The following is a 16,592-nucleotide window of genomic DNA, read 5'->3' on the forward strand; positions in this document are numbered from 1 at the left end:
GGATCAGCGGGCCTTGGCACCGAACATCATCATGATGAAGCCACCGATTGCGGCGGCACCACCGGCGATGAGATACCAGAGCGTTTCATCGGTGTAGCTGCCGAGGAAGGTTTCGGAGAGCTGGTCGGCGGCACTATCGGATGCGTTGAGACCAACGATCAAAAGGGCAATGCCGATGACGCAGATGACGATGCCGGCAATACGACTGATGGGCATTGGGGGCTCCTGTTATTATTTTATGTTGCGTTTGCGCGTGTCCCGAAAGCGGGACTTGTGTAACTGAGATCACAACGCGGCTTTCGCGCAGTTGTTCCCGCGGGTAAATAATTGATCTGGCTGGATGTATGGTGAAACGCAAAACCCCCGGCCTGTGACCGGGGGCTTCTGGTTGCGTGCCTGCGATCAGAAAGGCATCGATATCTGGATTTCGAGCCTGCTGGTGTCGGTATCGTCATCATCATTGGCAATCGACATCATGTGGCTGAGTGCAAGTTCGCTGGTAAGCGGACCGGTATCAAAGCCCAAACCGGTGCGGATACGCTGATTGCCATATTCGTTGAGGTTGCTGGCAAAGAACGGTGTGACGATCCCAAGGGATCGGCCATCATCGCCCATCAGGTCAAAGCCATAGGTGATTGTGCCGCCGATGGTGTATTCGGTGTAATCCGCACGCCCGGCAAGATAGTTGCCTTCAAGGGCGGCATTCAACCCCGTGAGGCTGTCAGACAATCGAACCCCGCCGCCGATATTGAACGCGGTTTTGTCATTGTTGATTTCATCGGTGAAATCATGGATCAGGCCGGTTTCAAGGAAGGGCGATATGGTCAGGCTTTGGGTCGGTGTGAAGTCATAGGCGGCCTCGATCGCCGGTCTGATCTGCCGGGTGTTGGATCGGCTTGTATCATTGTTTGTGCCATCGCTTTCACGATAGGCATCAACCGTCTTGCGTGCGGCGATAAAGGCCAGCGACGGGGTGAGGGACACGGGCAGGGTATCAATCGGGCGGACCACATAAGATGTGGTCAGGGCGGCATACCACATGTCAGATTCCGTATTGCCCGATACGGTACCATTGTCGCGGGTGACGTCGATGTCACCCATGCCATATCCGGCTTCGCCCGTGATGGTCAGGTTTTCCATCGGGCGGTAAATGACATAGGGCGATGCGACCCAGCCGGTTTCCTGATAGCTGCCAGTGTTAAAGGCAGTGGTCAGGTCGGTATCGTTATAGCCAAGTGACAGGCCCGCAATCAGGGCATCGGCAAAACGGTAATCCAGCCCGACATTATAGCCCCAGACATCACCGTCATAGCGGCTGTCGGTGGTGCCATTGACATGGTCGTTATCGACCGAGGTAAAGGAGCCATGCCCCCAAACCGTAAACGGGGTGACGGTATCAAAGGCCGAACGCCCGTCAATGCCGCTTGCCCCGCCGGTTGTGCCCTGATCGGTCGGGCCAAGGCCAAGCATCTGCATGCCCTGACCGGTGGAACTGTCAAAACTGCCCATCATCGCCATGCGACGCAGCGCATCATTGCGGTCGGTGATGCTGTTGCGATCATCATCGGGCGTTGTGTCGGTCGGGCTGGTGCGATGGGGGCCGGTTTCGACCATTGAGGCGGTTCGGGCGGGTACGCTATCGGTATTGATATTATTGGCTGTACTGATCACAGATGAGACCCGCGCGCCGATATTCTGTTGAATGACCGTGGTTTGGGACCGCGAGACGGCATTGACAACGGCGGAGGTGGTGCTGGCGGAGGATTTTAACTCTTCTGCTTCCGCGACCGGTTCTGTTCCGGCAACGCAGGTTGCGGTCATGTCGTACGTCGCGCCAATGGCCTTTATGGAAAGCTTGCCGTCTGTCGTATCGGCCGGGATTTGCAGGGTGAGGGTGACGGTGTCGCCAATGATGGTGCTGCCGGGCGTGACAGACCGCGAATTGGCGGCGTTATCGTTGTCGGTATAGGTGAAGGTGTAGTTGTTTGGCGAATTGCCGCTTTGATGTGTGAAGGTGACCTTGGCGACCTCCCACGCGCTAAAAACTTCGTTGGAAGTCACTATGGCGCTGGTGCTAATTGTAAGGTTCCAAAAACCGCAACCGACGCTAATGGCGAAGGCGCTGTTGGCAAAGGGCAGCGATAACCCCGTCAGGGCCAGCGCACAAAGCCCTTTTTTCACAACAGATTTGCACGCGGCGAGGAGCGAACGATCAGATCGTTCCTGTTTGAAGGTGCTTCTGTTCTTATACATTGTTCGCCATGCCCATACCCTTTTTGCCCGGTGCCGATGGATCGGTCCGTCGCAAGAGCTTTAGGGGCGGCGCATTGTGGGGGCTATGCTTAAAGGGGGGACTGTGTCGTTTCTTGACACTAAGTGGATAGGTTTTGCGCAAAGTGGATAGAGGGCCCGGTTTTCGGGCCGATTATCGTTATGCGGGCAGGGCGGCGATCACATCATCCGTCGTCGACAGCGCGCAATATTCCGATCCCAGAACCGCGGCAAACAGGTCAAACACGGTTTGCGCATCGTGACGCACCCCTTTGGCGTCGGTCACGTCAATCGCGGTGGTGGCATCAAGCGGCAGGATGACGTCAAAGCCCAGACAATGGGCCACCCGGATCGAGGCATCCATCGAATTGTGGATGACAACACCGGTAAAGATCAGGCGGGTAATGCCATGATCATGCAGGTATTTTTCAAGATCGGTGGCGATGAAGGCGCAATTGACGTTTTTGGCAATCACTGGCTCGCCCGCCAGCGGGGCGACTTCGGGTTTGATTGCGTTGCCCGGACCATCGGTGTGATAGGTCGAGGCGGGATTGGGTTCGTCATGGCGGATATGGATCACCGGAAGGTTGGCTGCGCGAAAGGCGGCCAGCAGATCGACGATTTTATCGACATAGCCGGGATTATTTTTTGATGCCCATTTCGGATCGTCGATGGCCTTTTGCACGTCGAGCACGACAAGCGCGGTTTCTTTGCCAAAGGCAGCATTGTTTTCGGGCAGCGGCATTTTGGAGTTCCAATCTTGGATGGTGAAAACAAAACCGGCCGGGAAATTAATCCCGGCCGGTTTGCTGATCAGATCAGATTTGAATGGTACCGGTCGGCTTACGAGCAGCCGGTGGTGCTTCCGCAAGAGTCGCATTTCAGGCAGGTGCCGTTGCGGACCAAGGTGAAGTTGCCGCATTCAGGGCAACCGTCGCCTTCGTAGCCCTTCATGCGGGCTTCGCGGATGCGGTCCAGTTTGGCATCCGTGGCCGACATGACTTCTTCGCTGGCGTTCAGGATCGCGGTTTCGCTGCTGGTCGGGGCAGCAGTGGTTGCGATGCTGGCGGTTTCTGCCTGATGGCTGTGGTCATGCGAGTGGGCATGATCGGTGCCGGTTGCCTTCATGATCACGCGTTCTTCGACCGGTGCACCGCCATCGACAACGTAAAGGTTGCGACGCACGAAGCCACTGGATGCGACCTTGCGGATGGTTTCAATCGCGCGGTCTTCGGCCTTGGCTTCCTCGCCAAGGTCGCCCTCAGCCACGCCCTTGCCAACGGCGTCCGGCAGAACGTCGGACGGCTGGACATGGGCGAGGTCGTTACGGCCCAGATAGGAAATGGCCAGTTCGCGGAACATGTAATCAAGGATCGAGGTTGCCATTTTGATGGCGTCGTTCCCGGAAACCATGCCTGACGGCTCGAAGCGGGTGAAGGTGAAGGCTTCGACATATTCCTCCAGCGGCACGCCATACTGAAGGCCGATGGAAACCGCAATCGCGAAGTTGTTCATCAGCGAGCGGAAAGCAGCGCCTTCCTTGTGCATGTCGATGAAGATTTCGCCAAGTTTGCCGTCTTCATATTCACCGGTGCGCAGATAGACCTTGTGTCCGCCGACGGTGGCCTTCTGGGTATACCCCTTGCGGCGCGACGGCAGCGAACGACGGTCGCCACGAATGACGCGTTCGATGATTTTTTCGACGATCTGTTCGGAAACAGCGGCGGCCTTGGCGGCCGTCGGCTGATCGGCGTAATCGTCTTCTTCGACCAGGGCCGAGTTCAGCGGCTGGCTGAGTTTCGAGCCATCACGATAGAGCGCGTTTGCCTTGAGGCAGAGGCGCCAGGACAGCATATAGGCATCCTTGCAATCCTGGATCGAGGCATTGTGCGGCATGTTGATGGTTTTCGAAATCGCACCGGAGATGAACGGCTGTGCCGCGGCCATCATGCGGATGTGGCTTTCAGCCGACAGGTAACGTTTGCCGATACGGCCACACGGGTTGGCGCAATCAAATACCGGAAGGTCTTCGTCACGCAGGTGCGGGGCCTGTTCGAGCGTCATCGCGCCGCAAACATAGGTGTTTGCCAGTTCGATCTGCTTTTTGTCGAAGCCAAGGGCGGCGAGCATGTCAAAGTCCATGCTGTTGAGTGCCTTGGCATCAAGGCCGAGCTGCTTGACGCAGTATTCTTCGCCAAAGGTGTATTTGTTAAACACGAATTTGATGTCGAATGCGTTGGCAAGTGCGCCTTCGATTTTCGAAATCGCATCATCATCAAAGCCCTTGGCCTTGAGATCGTCATGGGTGATGGTTGGCGAACCGACCAGGGTGCCATGACCGACCGCGTATTTTTCAATGTCGCGGATCTGGCGTTCGGTATAGCCGAGTGTGGCGAGTGCAACCGGAACGGTGCGGTTGATGATTTTGAAGTAACCGCCACCGGCAAGCTTTTTGAACTTCACAAGCGCGAAGTCCGGCTCGATCCCGGTCGTGTCGCAATCCATGACCAGACCGATGGTGCCGGTCGGCGCGATAACGGTGGTCTGTGCGTTGCGGTAACCGTACTTTTCGCCCAGTTCCAGCGCCTTGTCCCATGCGGCACGTGCGGCAACCGGAAGTTCGGCATAAGGAGAATCAGCAGCAACCAGCGGAACCGGATTGATCGACAGGCCTTCGTAGCCTTCCTGTTCACCATGCGCGGCACGACGGTGGTTGCGCATGACACGCAGCATTTCCTTGGCGTTATCGGCATAGCCCGGGAAGGCACCGAGTTCGGACGCCATTTCGGCCGAGGTGGCATAGGAAACGCCACACATGATCGCGGTAAGCGATGCGCCGATTGCGCGGCCTTCGTCGCTGTCATAGGGAATGCCCATGCTCATGAGCAGGCCGCCAATATTGGCATAGCCAAGGCCAAGCGTGCGGTAACGATAGGACAGTTCGGCGATACGATCCGACGGGAACTGCGCCATCAGAACCGAGATTTCCAGAACAACAGTCCAGAGACGCACGGCATGTTCATATGCCGCGACATCAACGCCACCGTCGTCAGAACGGAAGTTCATCAGGTTCAGCGACGCCAGGTTACAGGCGGTATCGTCAAGGAACATATATTCCGAGCACGGGTTGGACGCATTGATGCGACCCGAATTCGGGCAGGTGTGCCATTCGTTGATCGTGGTGTCGTACTGGATACCCGGATCGGCGCACGCCCATGCGGCTTCGCCGACCTTGTCCCACAATTCGCGGGCGGCAAGGGTTTTATGAACCTTGCCATCGGTACGGCGGATCAGTTCCCAGTCGCCATTATCGAGAACAGCCTGAAGGAAGTCGTTCGAGACGCGAACCGAGTTGTTCGAGTTCTGACCCGAAACGGTCAGGTATGCCTCGGAGTCCCAATCGGTGTCGTAGGTCTTGAAGCTGATTTCGGTGAAGCCCTGACGGGCGAATTCGATGATCTTGTTGATATAGCTATCGGGGATCATCACCGCACGGGCGGCCAGCACGGCTTCTTTGAGCTGCGGGTTGGCACGCGGCAGGAAGCGATCCTCGGAATCGGCGGCACCGTCCCAGTTGGTGCAGGCAGCCAGAACGTCGGTCAGGTGCTTTTCGGCCAGTTTCGAACCGGCGACGAGGGCCGCGACCTTCTGTTCTTCGACGACTTTCCAGTCGATATAGTTTTCGATGTCCGGGTGGTTGATATCAACCACGACCATCTTGGCCGCACGGCGCGTCGTGCCGCCCGACTTGATCGCACCAGCTGCGCGATCCCCGATTTTAAGGAAGCTCATGAGGCCGGAAGAACGGCCGCCACCCGAAAGCGTTTCGCCTTCGCCGCGCACATTCGAGAAGTTCGAACCGGTGCCCGAACCGAATTTGAACAGGCGGGCTTCGCGGGTCCAGAGATCCATGATGCCGCCCTCGTTGACGAGGTCATCGGAAACTGACTGGATGAAGCAGGCATGGGGCTGCGGATGTTCGTACGCGCTGGCCGATTTGGTCAGTTCGCCGGTTTTGAAATCAACATAGGAGTGACCCTGCGCCGGGCCATCAATGCCATAGGCCCAATGCAGGCCGGTATTGAACCATTGCGGCGAGTTCGGCGCACCCATCTGGTGGGAGAGCTGATAGCGCATTTCATCAAAGAAGGCCTGGGCATCGGATTCGGCATCGAAATAGCCGCCCTTCCAGCCCCAATAGGTCCAGGTGCCCGCAAGGCGGTCAAAGACCTGGGTGGCGCTGGTTTCGCTGGTGTAGCGGGACTCTGATGGCATTTTTTCGAGCTTGGCCTTGTCCGGCGCCTGACGCCAGAGCCAGGACGGAACGTCCTTTTCCTTGACCGGTTTCAGCGCGACCGGAACACCCGCCTTTCGGAAGTATTTCTGCGCCAGGACGTCACTTGCCACCTGCGACCAGGAGGACGGGACGTCGATATCTTTCATTTCAAAGACCACCGATCCATCGGGGTTTTTGATGACGCAGGATGACTTACGAAAATCGATGTCTGCGTAGGGGCTGACACCTTCCTGGGTGAACTTTCTGCTGATCCGCATGGTCTGCTCCGTTTTGGTCAGACTTGATGTCGTGCGCATAAGCACCAACACGGCCTGAACATTATATAGTTTGCTCAACGCTCATACGCTGCCCCCTGGCCCTTATAAACGGCCATGATTGGGCGAACGGAATTCGGTAATCTGTGGTGGTGGTTCCTTGGTTGTCCCCCCTTGGAACCGTCCTGTCCGTGGGCAGGACTATAAGGGGAAAATTTCGGGCTCGTCCACCAAACTTTGTGGTTGACAGCAATTTTTATCACTAGATGTAGTGTTTCAATTGATGTCGCGCATATCTGATGTTTGGAAAATCTCGTTAAGATTGTTTAAACGCGCGGCAAGCCCGCGGAATACTGCGCTTTTGCCGCGGCGGCGGCGAGGGCAAGCCCGTAAGACTCGGACTACATGTTGTGCCGGGACGAGAGAACCCCCACAAGGCAAAAACAAGCTAACGCCGTTTGGGTTTGAAATCCAGCATCAAGCACAAACAATCTTGTGCCTGTTGTTTTGTTAGCATGAAAAAGTTCGATAACATTTTGATATTTATGTGAAAATCGTTGTTTCCGTCCGGCGCGAATTTTCAAGCCGGGCAGGGTATGTTTCAAACCGTTCGCGTTGAAATGCTGTGGATAAACAGGTGGACAAGGCGGCGTGATGATTGTGTTGCAATGAGTCGGGCATACACAAGTGGTTGTGGGTTGTTTTGATGGTGTTTTCGCGGAGTCATACCCCATATTGTGTGTATATTGTGTGTCTGTGGCGGTTTCGGGCGGCCGTGTGCGGGAAATGCGATGTGATGGCCTGTCTGAAACATTGACTTTGCGCTAACATCACGACATATAAGGTCCTTATTGACCGCCGGACACAGGCCGCAAAATCAGACCCGCCAGCAAACACTGGTTTGCATACAACCGGTTTGCATATACGGGCCTTTTGTCTGCGCGCCGCCAAAGGCGGAAGAACCAGATCTGGAGAGAGACCACACATGGCCACCGTCGGGACCCGCATTTTTACCGCGCTGTATGGCAAACGCGTCGGCGAAGACCGTTTTGGAAATATCTATTACACCGAAAAGAAAGCCGCCAATGGTCGCCGTGCGAAACGCTGGGTGATCTATAAGGGTATTACCGAGGGTTCCAAGGTTCCGGCTGAATGGCATGCATGGCTGCATTACACCGTTGATGCGCCGCTGTCGGAAAAGGCCGAAGACCGTTACGAGTGGCAGAAAGAACATCTGCCGAACCTGACGGGGACCAAGCATGCCTATCGCCCGAAAGGCCATGAATATAGTGGTGGCAAGCGTGCGAAAGCGACCGGTGACTATCAGGCATGGTCGCCGGAAGGCTGATCAAAGATCGGTATATTCTGCATCCGGGCGCGACAATATGTTGGCGCCCGGTTGTGTTTTTGCTGTGTTTTGCCTGATGGTAATTGACCCGGTTGTTTTTTCGGGTCGCACAAGACAATATGCAGATCAACAAGATACCACAGACGGATCGTATCCATGAGCAACAGACTGATCGAGAGCCTTGCCGGGGCAGCCGTAATCGCAGTGGCGGTCGGCTTTGCGGCCTATTCCTATTCCCGGGCGGGCATCGAGTCTGTTGACGGATACGAACTTTCGGCAAACTTCAACAGGGTTGATGGTTTGGTGGTTGGCAACGATGTGCGGATTTCGGGCGTCAAGGTTGGTTCGGTCACGGCACAGGACCTGAACCCGCAGACCTATATGGCCGTCGTCAGGATGACGGTGCGTTCGGATATCGAATTGCCGACCGACAGTTCGGCCAAGATTGCATCGGACGGTTTGCTCGGCGGCAAGTTTGTATCGCTGGAGCCGGGCGGGGATATCGATATGCTGGCCCCGGGCGGCGAGATTGAATACACGCAAGGATCGGTCAATCTGGAAGAACTGATCGGGCAGGTGATTTATTCGTCCGGTGGTGGCTCCAGTGGGGGTGCCAATAATGAGGCGGGCAGCACTTCATCGGAAGAAAGCCCGCAATAGGCAGACAGGGCAGATCGGTAAAGGCGGCCATGATTTTGCCGGTTTTGCAGGTCAGTTTCCCGGAATATCCTTTGGGCAGCTTGCGTGAAGCGATGTCGACACCGATATTCTCGGCAGATATCCAGAGCAGATCGAAAGGCAGCGGAGCCAATTGATGAGCAAGTCTGAGAGCATGAACAAGAATTTCCCCACATGGCAGGACCCGAAAGGGGCGCCGCTTTCGTGTGTGGAGAAAATCAAGGTTCTGAACGAGAATTTCGGCGAACTGCGTGACATGATGCAGGACGCCATGGAAGACGCGTTGCTGATGGGCTGCGACGAGGAACAGTTCCGCCAGGTGATGCGCAGCGTCGTTGAAGAGCTGCACAATCCCTATGGCAAGCCAGACGATCAGGACTGATTATTGATGAAAACCAAGATAGTGTTTGGTGCTGCTGTTGGCGCGGTTGTTTCGGTGGCGGCAATGACGTCTGCCTTTGCGCTGGATTACCGCCCGGCCGAGATCGCCCAGCTTCAGGGGCTTGATAAAATCACCGCGCGTATTTCGACATTCGAGGTGCCGGTCGGGCAGATGGCGAAATTCGGCACGCTTTCGATCCGGGTGGATGCCTGTTATCGCACGCCGCCGGAAGAGCGCCCGGAAAGTGCCAGTTTCCTTGAAATTTCGGACCAGCGCGAAGATGCCAGTGGCACGGTTGATCAACTGTTTTCCGGCTGGATGTTTGCATCTACCCCCGGTCTGTCAGCCCTTGAACACCCGGTTTATGACGTTTGGGTCAAGGAATGCATTGATGCAGGCGATCAGGGAGCCGGGGCCAGCGAACAGGGGCAACCGGCACCGGCCCAATAATCTTGCCGCCGGGAATGCGTGATGCGCCATGTGTTCCCAAAACCTTCGGAGCATCAATTGTTTCCCAATGCTGGCCGATGCACAGTGTGTCGGCCACAATTGTTTGGACGGGATGATTTGTGACGGCGTGATTTCAAGCGGTTTGACGTTACGTCATGCGGGGGATTCGCGGTTTGGGTGATGCGCCGTTTGCCTTTTGTTGCGCGAAATTGCGGGCAAAGTGCAGTGATTTTAGTTTCAATATAAGACCGTTCTCATTCTGGATAAAATAAGGCGGAAACGCCGATGATTGTTTCCATATGAGAAAATGAGTGTTGAGGACTGCCCGACTTGAGGCGGCGGAGGTCAAGTGTCATTCTCTGTTCAGTTTGTTGCGATGCGGTATTGTGTGTCGGACGATTTTGAAACAAGGGATGTGCATATGTTTACTTCGATCAAAAAGGCCGGTTTTGTTCTGGCGATTGCGGCGGGTCTTTCGGGTGCGGCTTTTTCGGCGCAGGCAGCCGAGAATTACAAACTTGATCCGACGCATACCAGCGTGATTTTCATCGTTAACCATCTTGGTTTTTCCAACTTCCAGGGCCGTTTTGGCGGCACGAGCGGCGAACTGACGCTTGATCGTGAAAACCCGGCAGCATCGTCGGCCACCATTTCGATTGACCTGACACAGGTCGATAGCGGTGTCGAAGGTCTCGACAATCATATGAAAACCGCTGATTTCCTGAATGTTGAACAGAGCCCGACCGCGACGTTCAAAAGCACTTCGGTTGAGATGACTGGCGACAAAACCGCCACCATCACCGGCGATCTGACCCTTCTGGGCCAGACCAAGCCGCTGGTTCTGGACGTGACGCTGACCGGTGAAGGCGATCACCCGATGACCGGTGATCATGTTCTTGGCTTTGGCGCGACCGGCACGGTGACCCGTTCGGAATATGGCATGAACTATCTGGTGCCGGCTGTCAGCGACGAAGTCGAACTTCAGATTTCGGCCGAGTTCCTGAAACAGAAATAATGATACTGACACACCGGCGGCGACAGATGATGGCCCCGCCGGTGTGTCTGTTTTTGATCAGAAAGGCTCACATATGGCGCTTCGCAGTACGCAAACGGGCTTTGGTCCGGTGACCAAGGGGTTTCACTGGCTGATTGCGATCCTGTTTGTCACCATGTTTGCGATTGGCTGGTATATGGATCTTCTGCCGCTGGGACTGGAAAAGCTGGCATGGATTTCACGCCATAAATCGATTGGTGTGACCATCCTTTTGCTGGTGGTTTTACGCATCATCTGGCGTCTGACCGAACAGACACCGGAAGGGCTGGGCGAAAAGGCATGGGAACGACAGGCCGCGAAGCTTGCGCATTTCGCGCTTTATGCCGTGATGCTGGCCATGCCGCTTAGCGGGTGGTTGATGTCGTCAGCGGCGAATTTTTCGGTCAGTGTGTTTGGCCTGTTCACGCTTCCTGATCTGGTCGGGCCGGACAAGGTGCTTTATGAACAGCTTCGCTTTACCCACTGGATACTGTCCTGGGTGATTGTCGGCCTTGTCGGGCTGCATGTGGCGGCGGCTTTCAAACATCATTTTATCAATCGCGATGCGACGCTCCGCCGGATGCTTCCGGGGACGGGGAAAGGGAATTGATCATGACGTCTTTGTTTAAAAATATTCTGCGGGCTTCGGTGATTGTTCCGGCGATTGCCGTTTGGGCACCGGCCTTTGCCGCCGATACATGGCAGGTCAAAGCCGATGACAGCGATATTAAATTTGCAGGCACCCAGCTTGGTGCGGATTTCGAGGGCGCGTTCGATAAATTTACCGCCGAGATCGTATTTTCGCCGGATGATCTTGCCGGATCAAAGGTTAGCGTTCTGATCGATATCGCGTCGGTTGATACCGAAAATGCCGATCGCGACAGTCAGATCATTTCCGCAGACTGGTTTGATGTCGCCCAGTGGCCGACCGCCAGGTTTGAAACCAAGTCGTTTCGGGAAATCGGCCCGGGGCAGTATGAGGCGGTCGCCGATCTGACGATCCGGGACGTGACCAAGGAAGTCGTGTTGCCCTTCAATCTTGAGATCGAAGGCAATGAAGCCGATGCGGAAGGGACGCTTGTGATCAAGCGTACCGATTTCGGCGTCGGGCAGGGACAGTGGAGCGATACATCGCAAGTGGGCGACCCGGTAACGATTGAAATTGACATAGAGGCAACGCGCTGATCCTCTGTGAATGAGATTATTACCCCGGATTTTTCAAAGGCCGTCCTGTTGAACAGGACGGCCTTTGGTCATGGTTCCAGAAAGTTATGCGAGCCCTGCACTTTTCCGCAGGTCGCAAAGGAAGTTTTCAACTTCGTGATCAAGCGTACTGGCTTCCTGCACCAGTTTTTCAGCGGCCTTTGCAAGCAATTCCGTTCCTGCCGACACTTGGCCTGCATTTTCATTGACGGTGCCAATACGTTCGGAGACTTCATTGGTCCCGAGTGACGCTTGTTGAACATTTCTGGAAATTTCGCCAATAGCGGCATTTTGTTCCTCGACCGCAGCCGCAATCGCGGTTGAGCTGTCGGCCACTTTGGCAATCGTTTCGGAAATCAGGCGAATGGCATCAACGGCTTCGCCGGTTTCATTTTGTACAGATGCGATTTGCTGATTAATTTCTTCGGTTGCTTTGGCGGTCTGGTTTGCCAGGTTTTTGACTTCTTGGGCGACAACGGCGAACCCTTTGCCCGCATCACCAGCACGGGCGGCCTCAATCGTTGCATTCAACGCTAGAAGGTTCGTTTGTTCGGCAATGTCGCCGATCAACTTGGCAACTTCACCGATTTTTTGCGCTGCCTCGGCAAGGCCGGTTACCGTTTCATTTGTACGGCTGGCCTGATCATTCGCCTGATTTGCAATCTCGGCCGAGTTCGCAATTTGGTGTGCGATTTCATCTGACGAGGCTGTCAGTTGTTCGGCAGCTGAGGAAACGGTCTGCACGTTAAGTGATGTTTGTGTCGTTGCAGAGGCGACTGCCGCAGACAGATCACTATTTCTATTGCTGGCCTGTTGCATTTGTGCAGTCGATTGTTTCATTTCGGATATTGCAGCGGAAATAGACTGGATCAGGCCCTTGACCCGATTTTCCAGATTGTTGGCCATATTGGTAAGATCTTCGCGGCGCTGTTGGGCGGTTTGTTGTTCCAGATGTTTCTGACGGTCTTGCAGTTCCAGGTTCTGAGCGGCTTGCTGTCGGAAGGAAACCATTGTGCGGGCCATTTCGCCAACTTCGTCCCCGCGCTCTTGGCCTTCAATCTCGCCTTCGAGGTCTCCGCTAGCAATACGATCCATCCGTTGCGATAGCCGTGACAGGGGCGATGTAATATCGCGTCCGATAAAGTACCCGATGACAAAGAGTAAAACAGAAAGGGCGCTGCCAATTGTCAAAACGAACAGGGCATTTTCCCAGAATTTCGCCTCAATGTCATCGACATAGAGTCCTGTCGTCAGGATGTCAGACCATGGAAGCTGCCTTGAGTAGGATATTTTTTCAAAATGCTGATCTTCGGGTTGGTTTGGCTTTGTCCAGTAATAGCGTGTATAGCCACCATCGGATTTTTTGCCTTGCTCTACCAGATCAATGGACATCAGATAACCATTGGCGTCCTTGAGTTTCGAAACGTCTTTTCCGTTTAGTTGCGGGGCTTTCGGGTGCATCTTCATGACGACATCATCCGAAATAATCAAAAAATACCCCGTCCCACTGTCATAGTTGGCAACTCTTGCGATCTCATAGAACTGCGATATTGCATCATCCTGAGATAATGTTCCTTTGCCCACTTTGTTTTGCAGCTCTTCGGCTATCGTTACCAATGTCATTGTCGCGGTTTTGATCTTGTCCATTCTGTCGTCTACAAGATTGCTACGCAGGTTGAAAATCTGAACCAAAGACAGGGTCATGGTAATGACAAAGGCCAAGCATGCGATTGATGCAATTTTGCGCCCGATTTTAATGTTTCTCAACATAGGGTGGAATCTTTCGTATAGAATTTTTCCTCAAAAGTATATTGTATATATACATATGTATTTATTTGAGGTGGATCAAGATGTTTTGCAAAACGCTTTGGTTCTGTCTGCTCTGATAAAAACAGAAAAAGACTGGAGCGGTGCTGCCCCACCCTTTGGGTGGTTGATTAACTGTCGAGCTTAGCCTGTTGCGCGTTTGCGAAGATCGGCAAGGAAGCTTTCGACGGCTTCGTCGAGGGATACGGCTTCGGTGACCAGCTTTTCGGCGGTCTGGGCAAGCTGGGTCGTGCCCGAAGATACCTTGCCCGCATTGTCATTGACGGTTTCAATGCGTTCGGACACTTCGCGGGTGCCGTTGGCGGCTTCCTCGACGTTGCGCGCGATTTCGCCGATGGCGGCGTGCTGTTCTTCGACTGCGGCCGCAATGGCGGTGGAGCTATCGGCGACCTTGGCAATGGTTTCGGAAATGCGGCGGATGGCCTCGACGGCCTCGCCGGTTTCGTTCTGGACCGAGGTGATCTGCTGATTGATTTCCTCGGTCGCCTTGGCGGTCTGGTTGGCAAGGTTTTTGACCTCGCTGGCAACCACGGCAAAGCCCTTGCCGGCGTCGCCTGCACGGGCGGCTTCGATGGTGGCGTTGAGGGCCAGAAGGTTTGTCTGTTCGGCGATGTCACCGATCAGTTTGGCGACGTCGCCGATTTTTTGCGCCGCATCGGCAAGGCCGGTCACGGTTTCATTGGTGCGGGTGGCTTCGTCATTGGCCTGATTGGCGATATCGGCAGAATGCGCGATCTGCTGGGCGATTTCATCGGAGGAGGCGGTCAGTTCCTCGGTCGCGGCCGAGACGGTCTGAACATTGCCGGATGTCTGGGCTGTGGCGGTTGCAACCGCGCCGGAAAGCTTGCTGTTCATTTCGGTCGCGGACTGCATGTTTGCCGTCGCTTTTTTCATATCGGCAATCGATGCTGATATAGACTGGATCAGCCCCTTTACCCGGCTTTCAAGATTACGGGCCATTTCAAGCACGTCTTGACGGCGTTTGTTATCCGCCTCGGTTTCCTGCTGTTTCTGGCGATCCTGAAGTTTGCGGTTTTCGCGTGCCTGTTCGCGGAAGGCAACGACGGTGCGTGCCATATCGCCGACCTCATCGCCGCGTTCCTGGCCTTCGATGTGGCCTTCGAGGTCACCATTGGCGATGTGGGTCATGCGTTCGGAAAGTTTTTGCAATCCGTTGGCAATGTCGCGCCCGATCCAGATTCCCGTCACGGCAATCAGGGCGACAATGATGCCGCACAGGATCATGAAGGATGTTGCGGCCTCCCAGAAGGCGGTGTCGACATCATCGATATAGATGCCGGTGCCAATTACAGCCCCCCACGGCAGGGGATGGGCATAGGACAGTTTTTCAAAGGTCAGTTCTTTGGGTTGACCGGGTTTGGGCCAGAAATAGGTTGAAAAACCACCACCGGGTGTGCTGCCTGCCTTGACCAGATCCTTGATGAAATAGGCGCCGGTTGAATCCTGAACCGCAGAGAAGTCCTTGCCGGCCAGTGCGGGGTTTGCACCATGCATGACCATGATGTTGTCTTTGGTCAGAGCAAAGAAATAGCCGATATCACCATCGTACTTGCCTGATGCCGCGACCTTGTAGAAGGCGTCAATCGCCGCCTGCTGTTCTAGTTCGCCGGACGTGACGCGTTGCTGGAAATCATTGGCGAGCGAGACGACATATTCCGTGGTCGCACGGATTTTTTCCTTTCGGTCTTCAAGCAGCGTGGTTCGCAAGTTCATCAATTCCACGAAGGAAATGACGATAAGTCCGATAAGAGCAACTATTGAAAGACCCGCAATTTTTCGGCCAATTTTGATTTTTTGCAGCATGAGACGTTTTCTCCCGGTGACGCCAATGGGAAAATGTCGGGCGGGACACCCCGGCCCGAACCCCTGATAGTCTTTATATCTACCACCATTTTTGTATAGCTAGCTATACAAAAGCGCTATGTTTGGGCGCAGTATCTCACGCGCAGGATATCAAACGTCGCGCGGGAATAGAAAACACCTGCCATCGGTTCGAGGGCAGGTGCCCGGTGTGCGGCTATTCGGAAGGGGCGGGGCCGTTGGTCAGCCGAGGTGTTTTTGCAGGAATTTTGTCGCCAGCATGATGCCGTCTTCGTCGATGCCGTGCTGAAGACCCGGGCGTTCGTGCAATTCGGCGGCAAAGCCGTTGGAGGTTAGGGTATCACGTGCCAGGCGCGATGCCTCGATCGGGACGACCGGATCAGCGGTGCCATGGACCAGCAAAACTGGCGGTCTGGTTTTGATCGCGCTTGCAAATGCTTCGTCGCCCAGAAGCGCGCCAGAGAAACCGACGACACCGGCCAGAGCCGGATCGCGACGCGGTGCGGTTTGCAGGGCCATCATCGTGCCCTGCGAGAAGCCGATCAGAGCCAGTTTATCCGCCGGAAGGTCATGTTCGGCGAGAAGGGTGTCGATGAAGCGGTCGATATAGGCGGCATTTTTCGCCGCCCCCTCGGCCATGGCGCGCAGCGCGCCCGACATGGTTTCGGGCTGCCGACGGAGGAATTCCGGATCATATTCGGCCAGACTGAACCATTGCCGTCCGAACGGCGACATTTCGCATGGAAACGGGGCATTGGGCGAATAAAACGCGGTGTCGGGCAGGGCACGGGCGAAATGCGGTGCCAGCCCGATCAGGTCATTGCCATCGGCACCATAGCCATGCAGCAGGATCACGATGCTTTTGGTCGTGCCTGATGCGGCCGACAGCATCGGGCCGTTCAATGCGGTTTCAGCGGTCATCTCAGATCAGATCCCTTTGTTTGTCTTTGTTCCTGATTAGCAATGCTGCGTGGCAACGGCCAGTCTTTTTATATCTGCTGATTCCT

The 16,592-nt window shown here is 55.0% G+C and carries 15 protein-coding genes; 8 read left to right on the forward strand and 7 right to left on the reverse strand.

What is annotated here, in order from left to right; genetic code table 11:
- Positions 1 to 3 precede the first annotated feature (3 nt).
- The 4 genes from TH3_RS07700 to TH3_RS07715 form a co-directional block, all read right to left on the reverse strand.
- Entirely contained in the window at positions 4 to 216 is a 213-nt protein-coding gene (locus tag TH3_RS07700; RefSeq protein WP_007091969.1) for a DUF3185 family protein, read from the reverse strand.
- 186 nt (positions 217 to 402) lie between these two features.
- Positions 403 to 2,061, reverse strand: a complete 1,659-nt coding sequence (locus tag TH3_RS07705; protein ID WP_167710557.1) for an autotransporter outer membrane beta-barrel domain-containing protein — start codon at positions 2,059 to 2,061, stop codon at positions 403 to 405.
- A 370-nt stretch (positions 2,062 to 2,431) separates the two neighbouring features.
- Positions 2,432 to 3,016: a cysteine hydrolase family protein gene (locus TH3_RS07710; RefSeq protein ID WP_040060720.1), complete on the reverse strand. Its 585-nt coding sequence runs from the start codon at positions 3,014 to 3,016 to the stop codon at positions 2,432 to 2,434.
- Positions 3,017 to 3,114: 98 nt separating this feature from the next.
- Positions 3,115 to 6,825 (reverse strand): vitamin B12-dependent ribonucleotide reductase, encoded by a 3,711-nt coding sequence (locus tag TH3_RS07715; protein WP_007091966.1) that lies wholly within the window; start codon positions 6,823 to 6,825, stop codon positions 3,115 to 3,117.
- A 982-nt stretch (positions 6,826 to 7,807) separates the two neighbouring features.
- On the opposite strand from TH3_RS07715, the gene TH3_RS07720 reads away from it, so the two are divergent.
- The 7 genes from TH3_RS07720 (at position 7,808) to TH3_RS07755 (ending at position 11,898) form a co-directional block, all read left to right on the forward strand.
- Positions 7,808 to 8,170 carry an NADH:ubiquinone oxidoreductase subunit NDUFA12 gene (locus TH3_RS07720; RefSeq protein WP_007091965.1) on the forward strand — a complete coding sequence of 121 codons (363 nt, stop codon included), beginning with the start codon at positions 7,808 to 7,810 and terminating at the stop codon, positions 8,168 to 8,170.
- A 156-nt stretch (positions 8,171 to 8,326) separates the two neighbouring features.
- A complete protein-coding gene (gene mlaD / locus TH3_RS07730) occupies positions 8,327 to 8,830 on the forward strand; it encodes an outer membrane lipid asymmetry maintenance protein MlaD (RefSeq protein WP_007091963.1) in 504 nt (167 codons plus the stop codon).
- A 154-nt stretch (positions 8,831 to 8,984) separates the two neighbouring features.
- The gene (locus TH3_RS07735) at positions 8,985 to 9,230 is read left to right on the forward strand and encodes a hypothetical protein (RefSeq protein WP_007091962.1); all 246 of its coding nucleotides are present in this window, start codon (positions 8,985 to 8,987) and stop codon (positions 9,228 to 9,230) included.
- 6 nt (positions 9,231 to 9,236) lie between these two features.
- A complete protein-coding gene (locus tag TH3_RS07740; RefSeq protein WP_007091961.1) occupies positions 9,237 to 9,680 on the forward strand; it encodes a DUF2155 domain-containing protein in 444 nt (147 codons plus the stop codon).
- A gap of 421 nt (positions 9,681 to 10,101) precedes the next feature.
- Positions 10,102 to 10,695 carry a YceI family protein gene (locus TH3_RS07745; protein WP_007091960.1) on the forward strand — a complete coding sequence of 198 codons (594 nt, stop codon included), beginning with the start codon at positions 10,102 to 10,104 and terminating at the stop codon, positions 10,693 to 10,695.
- A 73-nt stretch (positions 10,696 to 10,768) separates the two neighbouring features.
- Positions 10,769 to 11,323 carry a cytochrome b gene (locus TH3_RS07750; protein WP_007091959.1) on the forward strand — a complete coding sequence of 185 codons (555 nt, stop codon included), beginning with the start codon at positions 10,769 to 10,771 and terminating at the stop codon, positions 11,321 to 11,323.
- 2 nt (positions 11,324 to 11,325) lie between these two features.
- The gene (locus TH3_RS07755; protein WP_007091958.1) at positions 11,326 to 11,898 is read left to right on the forward strand and encodes a YceI family protein; all 573 of its coding nucleotides are present in this window, start codon (positions 11,326 to 11,328) and stop codon (positions 11,896 to 11,898) included.
- A gap of 84 nt (positions 11,899 to 11,982) precedes the next feature.
- Here TH3_RS07755 and TH3_RS07760 read toward each other — a convergent pair whose 3' ends face one another.
- Positions 11,983 to 13,608 carry a methyl-accepting chemotaxis protein gene (locus tag TH3_RS07760; protein WP_233421852.1) on the reverse strand — a complete coding sequence of 542 codons (1,626 nt, stop codon included), beginning with the start codon at positions 13,606 to 13,608 and terminating at the stop codon, positions 11,983 to 11,985.
- Between the two features lie 16 nt (positions 13,609 to 13,624).
- On the opposite strand from TH3_RS07760, the gene TH3_RS23050 reads away from it, so the two are divergent.
- Positions 13,625 to 13,870 (forward strand): hypothetical protein, encoded by a 246-nt coding sequence (locus tag TH3_RS23050; protein ID WP_167710541.1) that lies wholly within the window; start codon positions 13,625 to 13,627, stop codon positions 13,868 to 13,870.
- On the opposite strand, the gene TH3_RS07770 is transcribed toward TH3_RS23050, so the two are convergent.
- The gene (locus TH3_RS07770) at positions 13,867 to 15,477 is read right to left on the reverse strand and encodes a methyl-accepting chemotaxis protein (protein ID WP_233421853.1); all 1,611 of its coding nucleotides are present in this window, start codon (positions 15,475 to 15,477) and stop codon (positions 13,867 to 13,869) included. The genes TH3_RS23050 and TH3_RS07770 overlap by 4 nt on opposite strands.
- 330 nt (positions 15,478 to 15,807) lie before the next feature.
- Positions 15,808 to 16,506 carry an alpha/beta hydrolase gene (locus TH3_RS07775; protein ID WP_007091955.1) on the reverse strand — a complete coding sequence of 233 codons (699 nt, stop codon included), beginning with the start codon at positions 16,504 to 16,506 and terminating at the stop codon, positions 15,808 to 15,810.
- Positions 16,507 to 16,592: the final 86 nt, after the last annotated feature.

This window comes from Thalassospira xiamenensis M-5 = DSM 17429 (assembly GCF_000300235.2).
GTDB classification, from domain to species: domain Bacteria; phylum Pseudomonadota; class Alphaproteobacteria; order Rhodospirillales; family Thalassospiraceae; genus Thalassospira; species Thalassospira xiamenensis.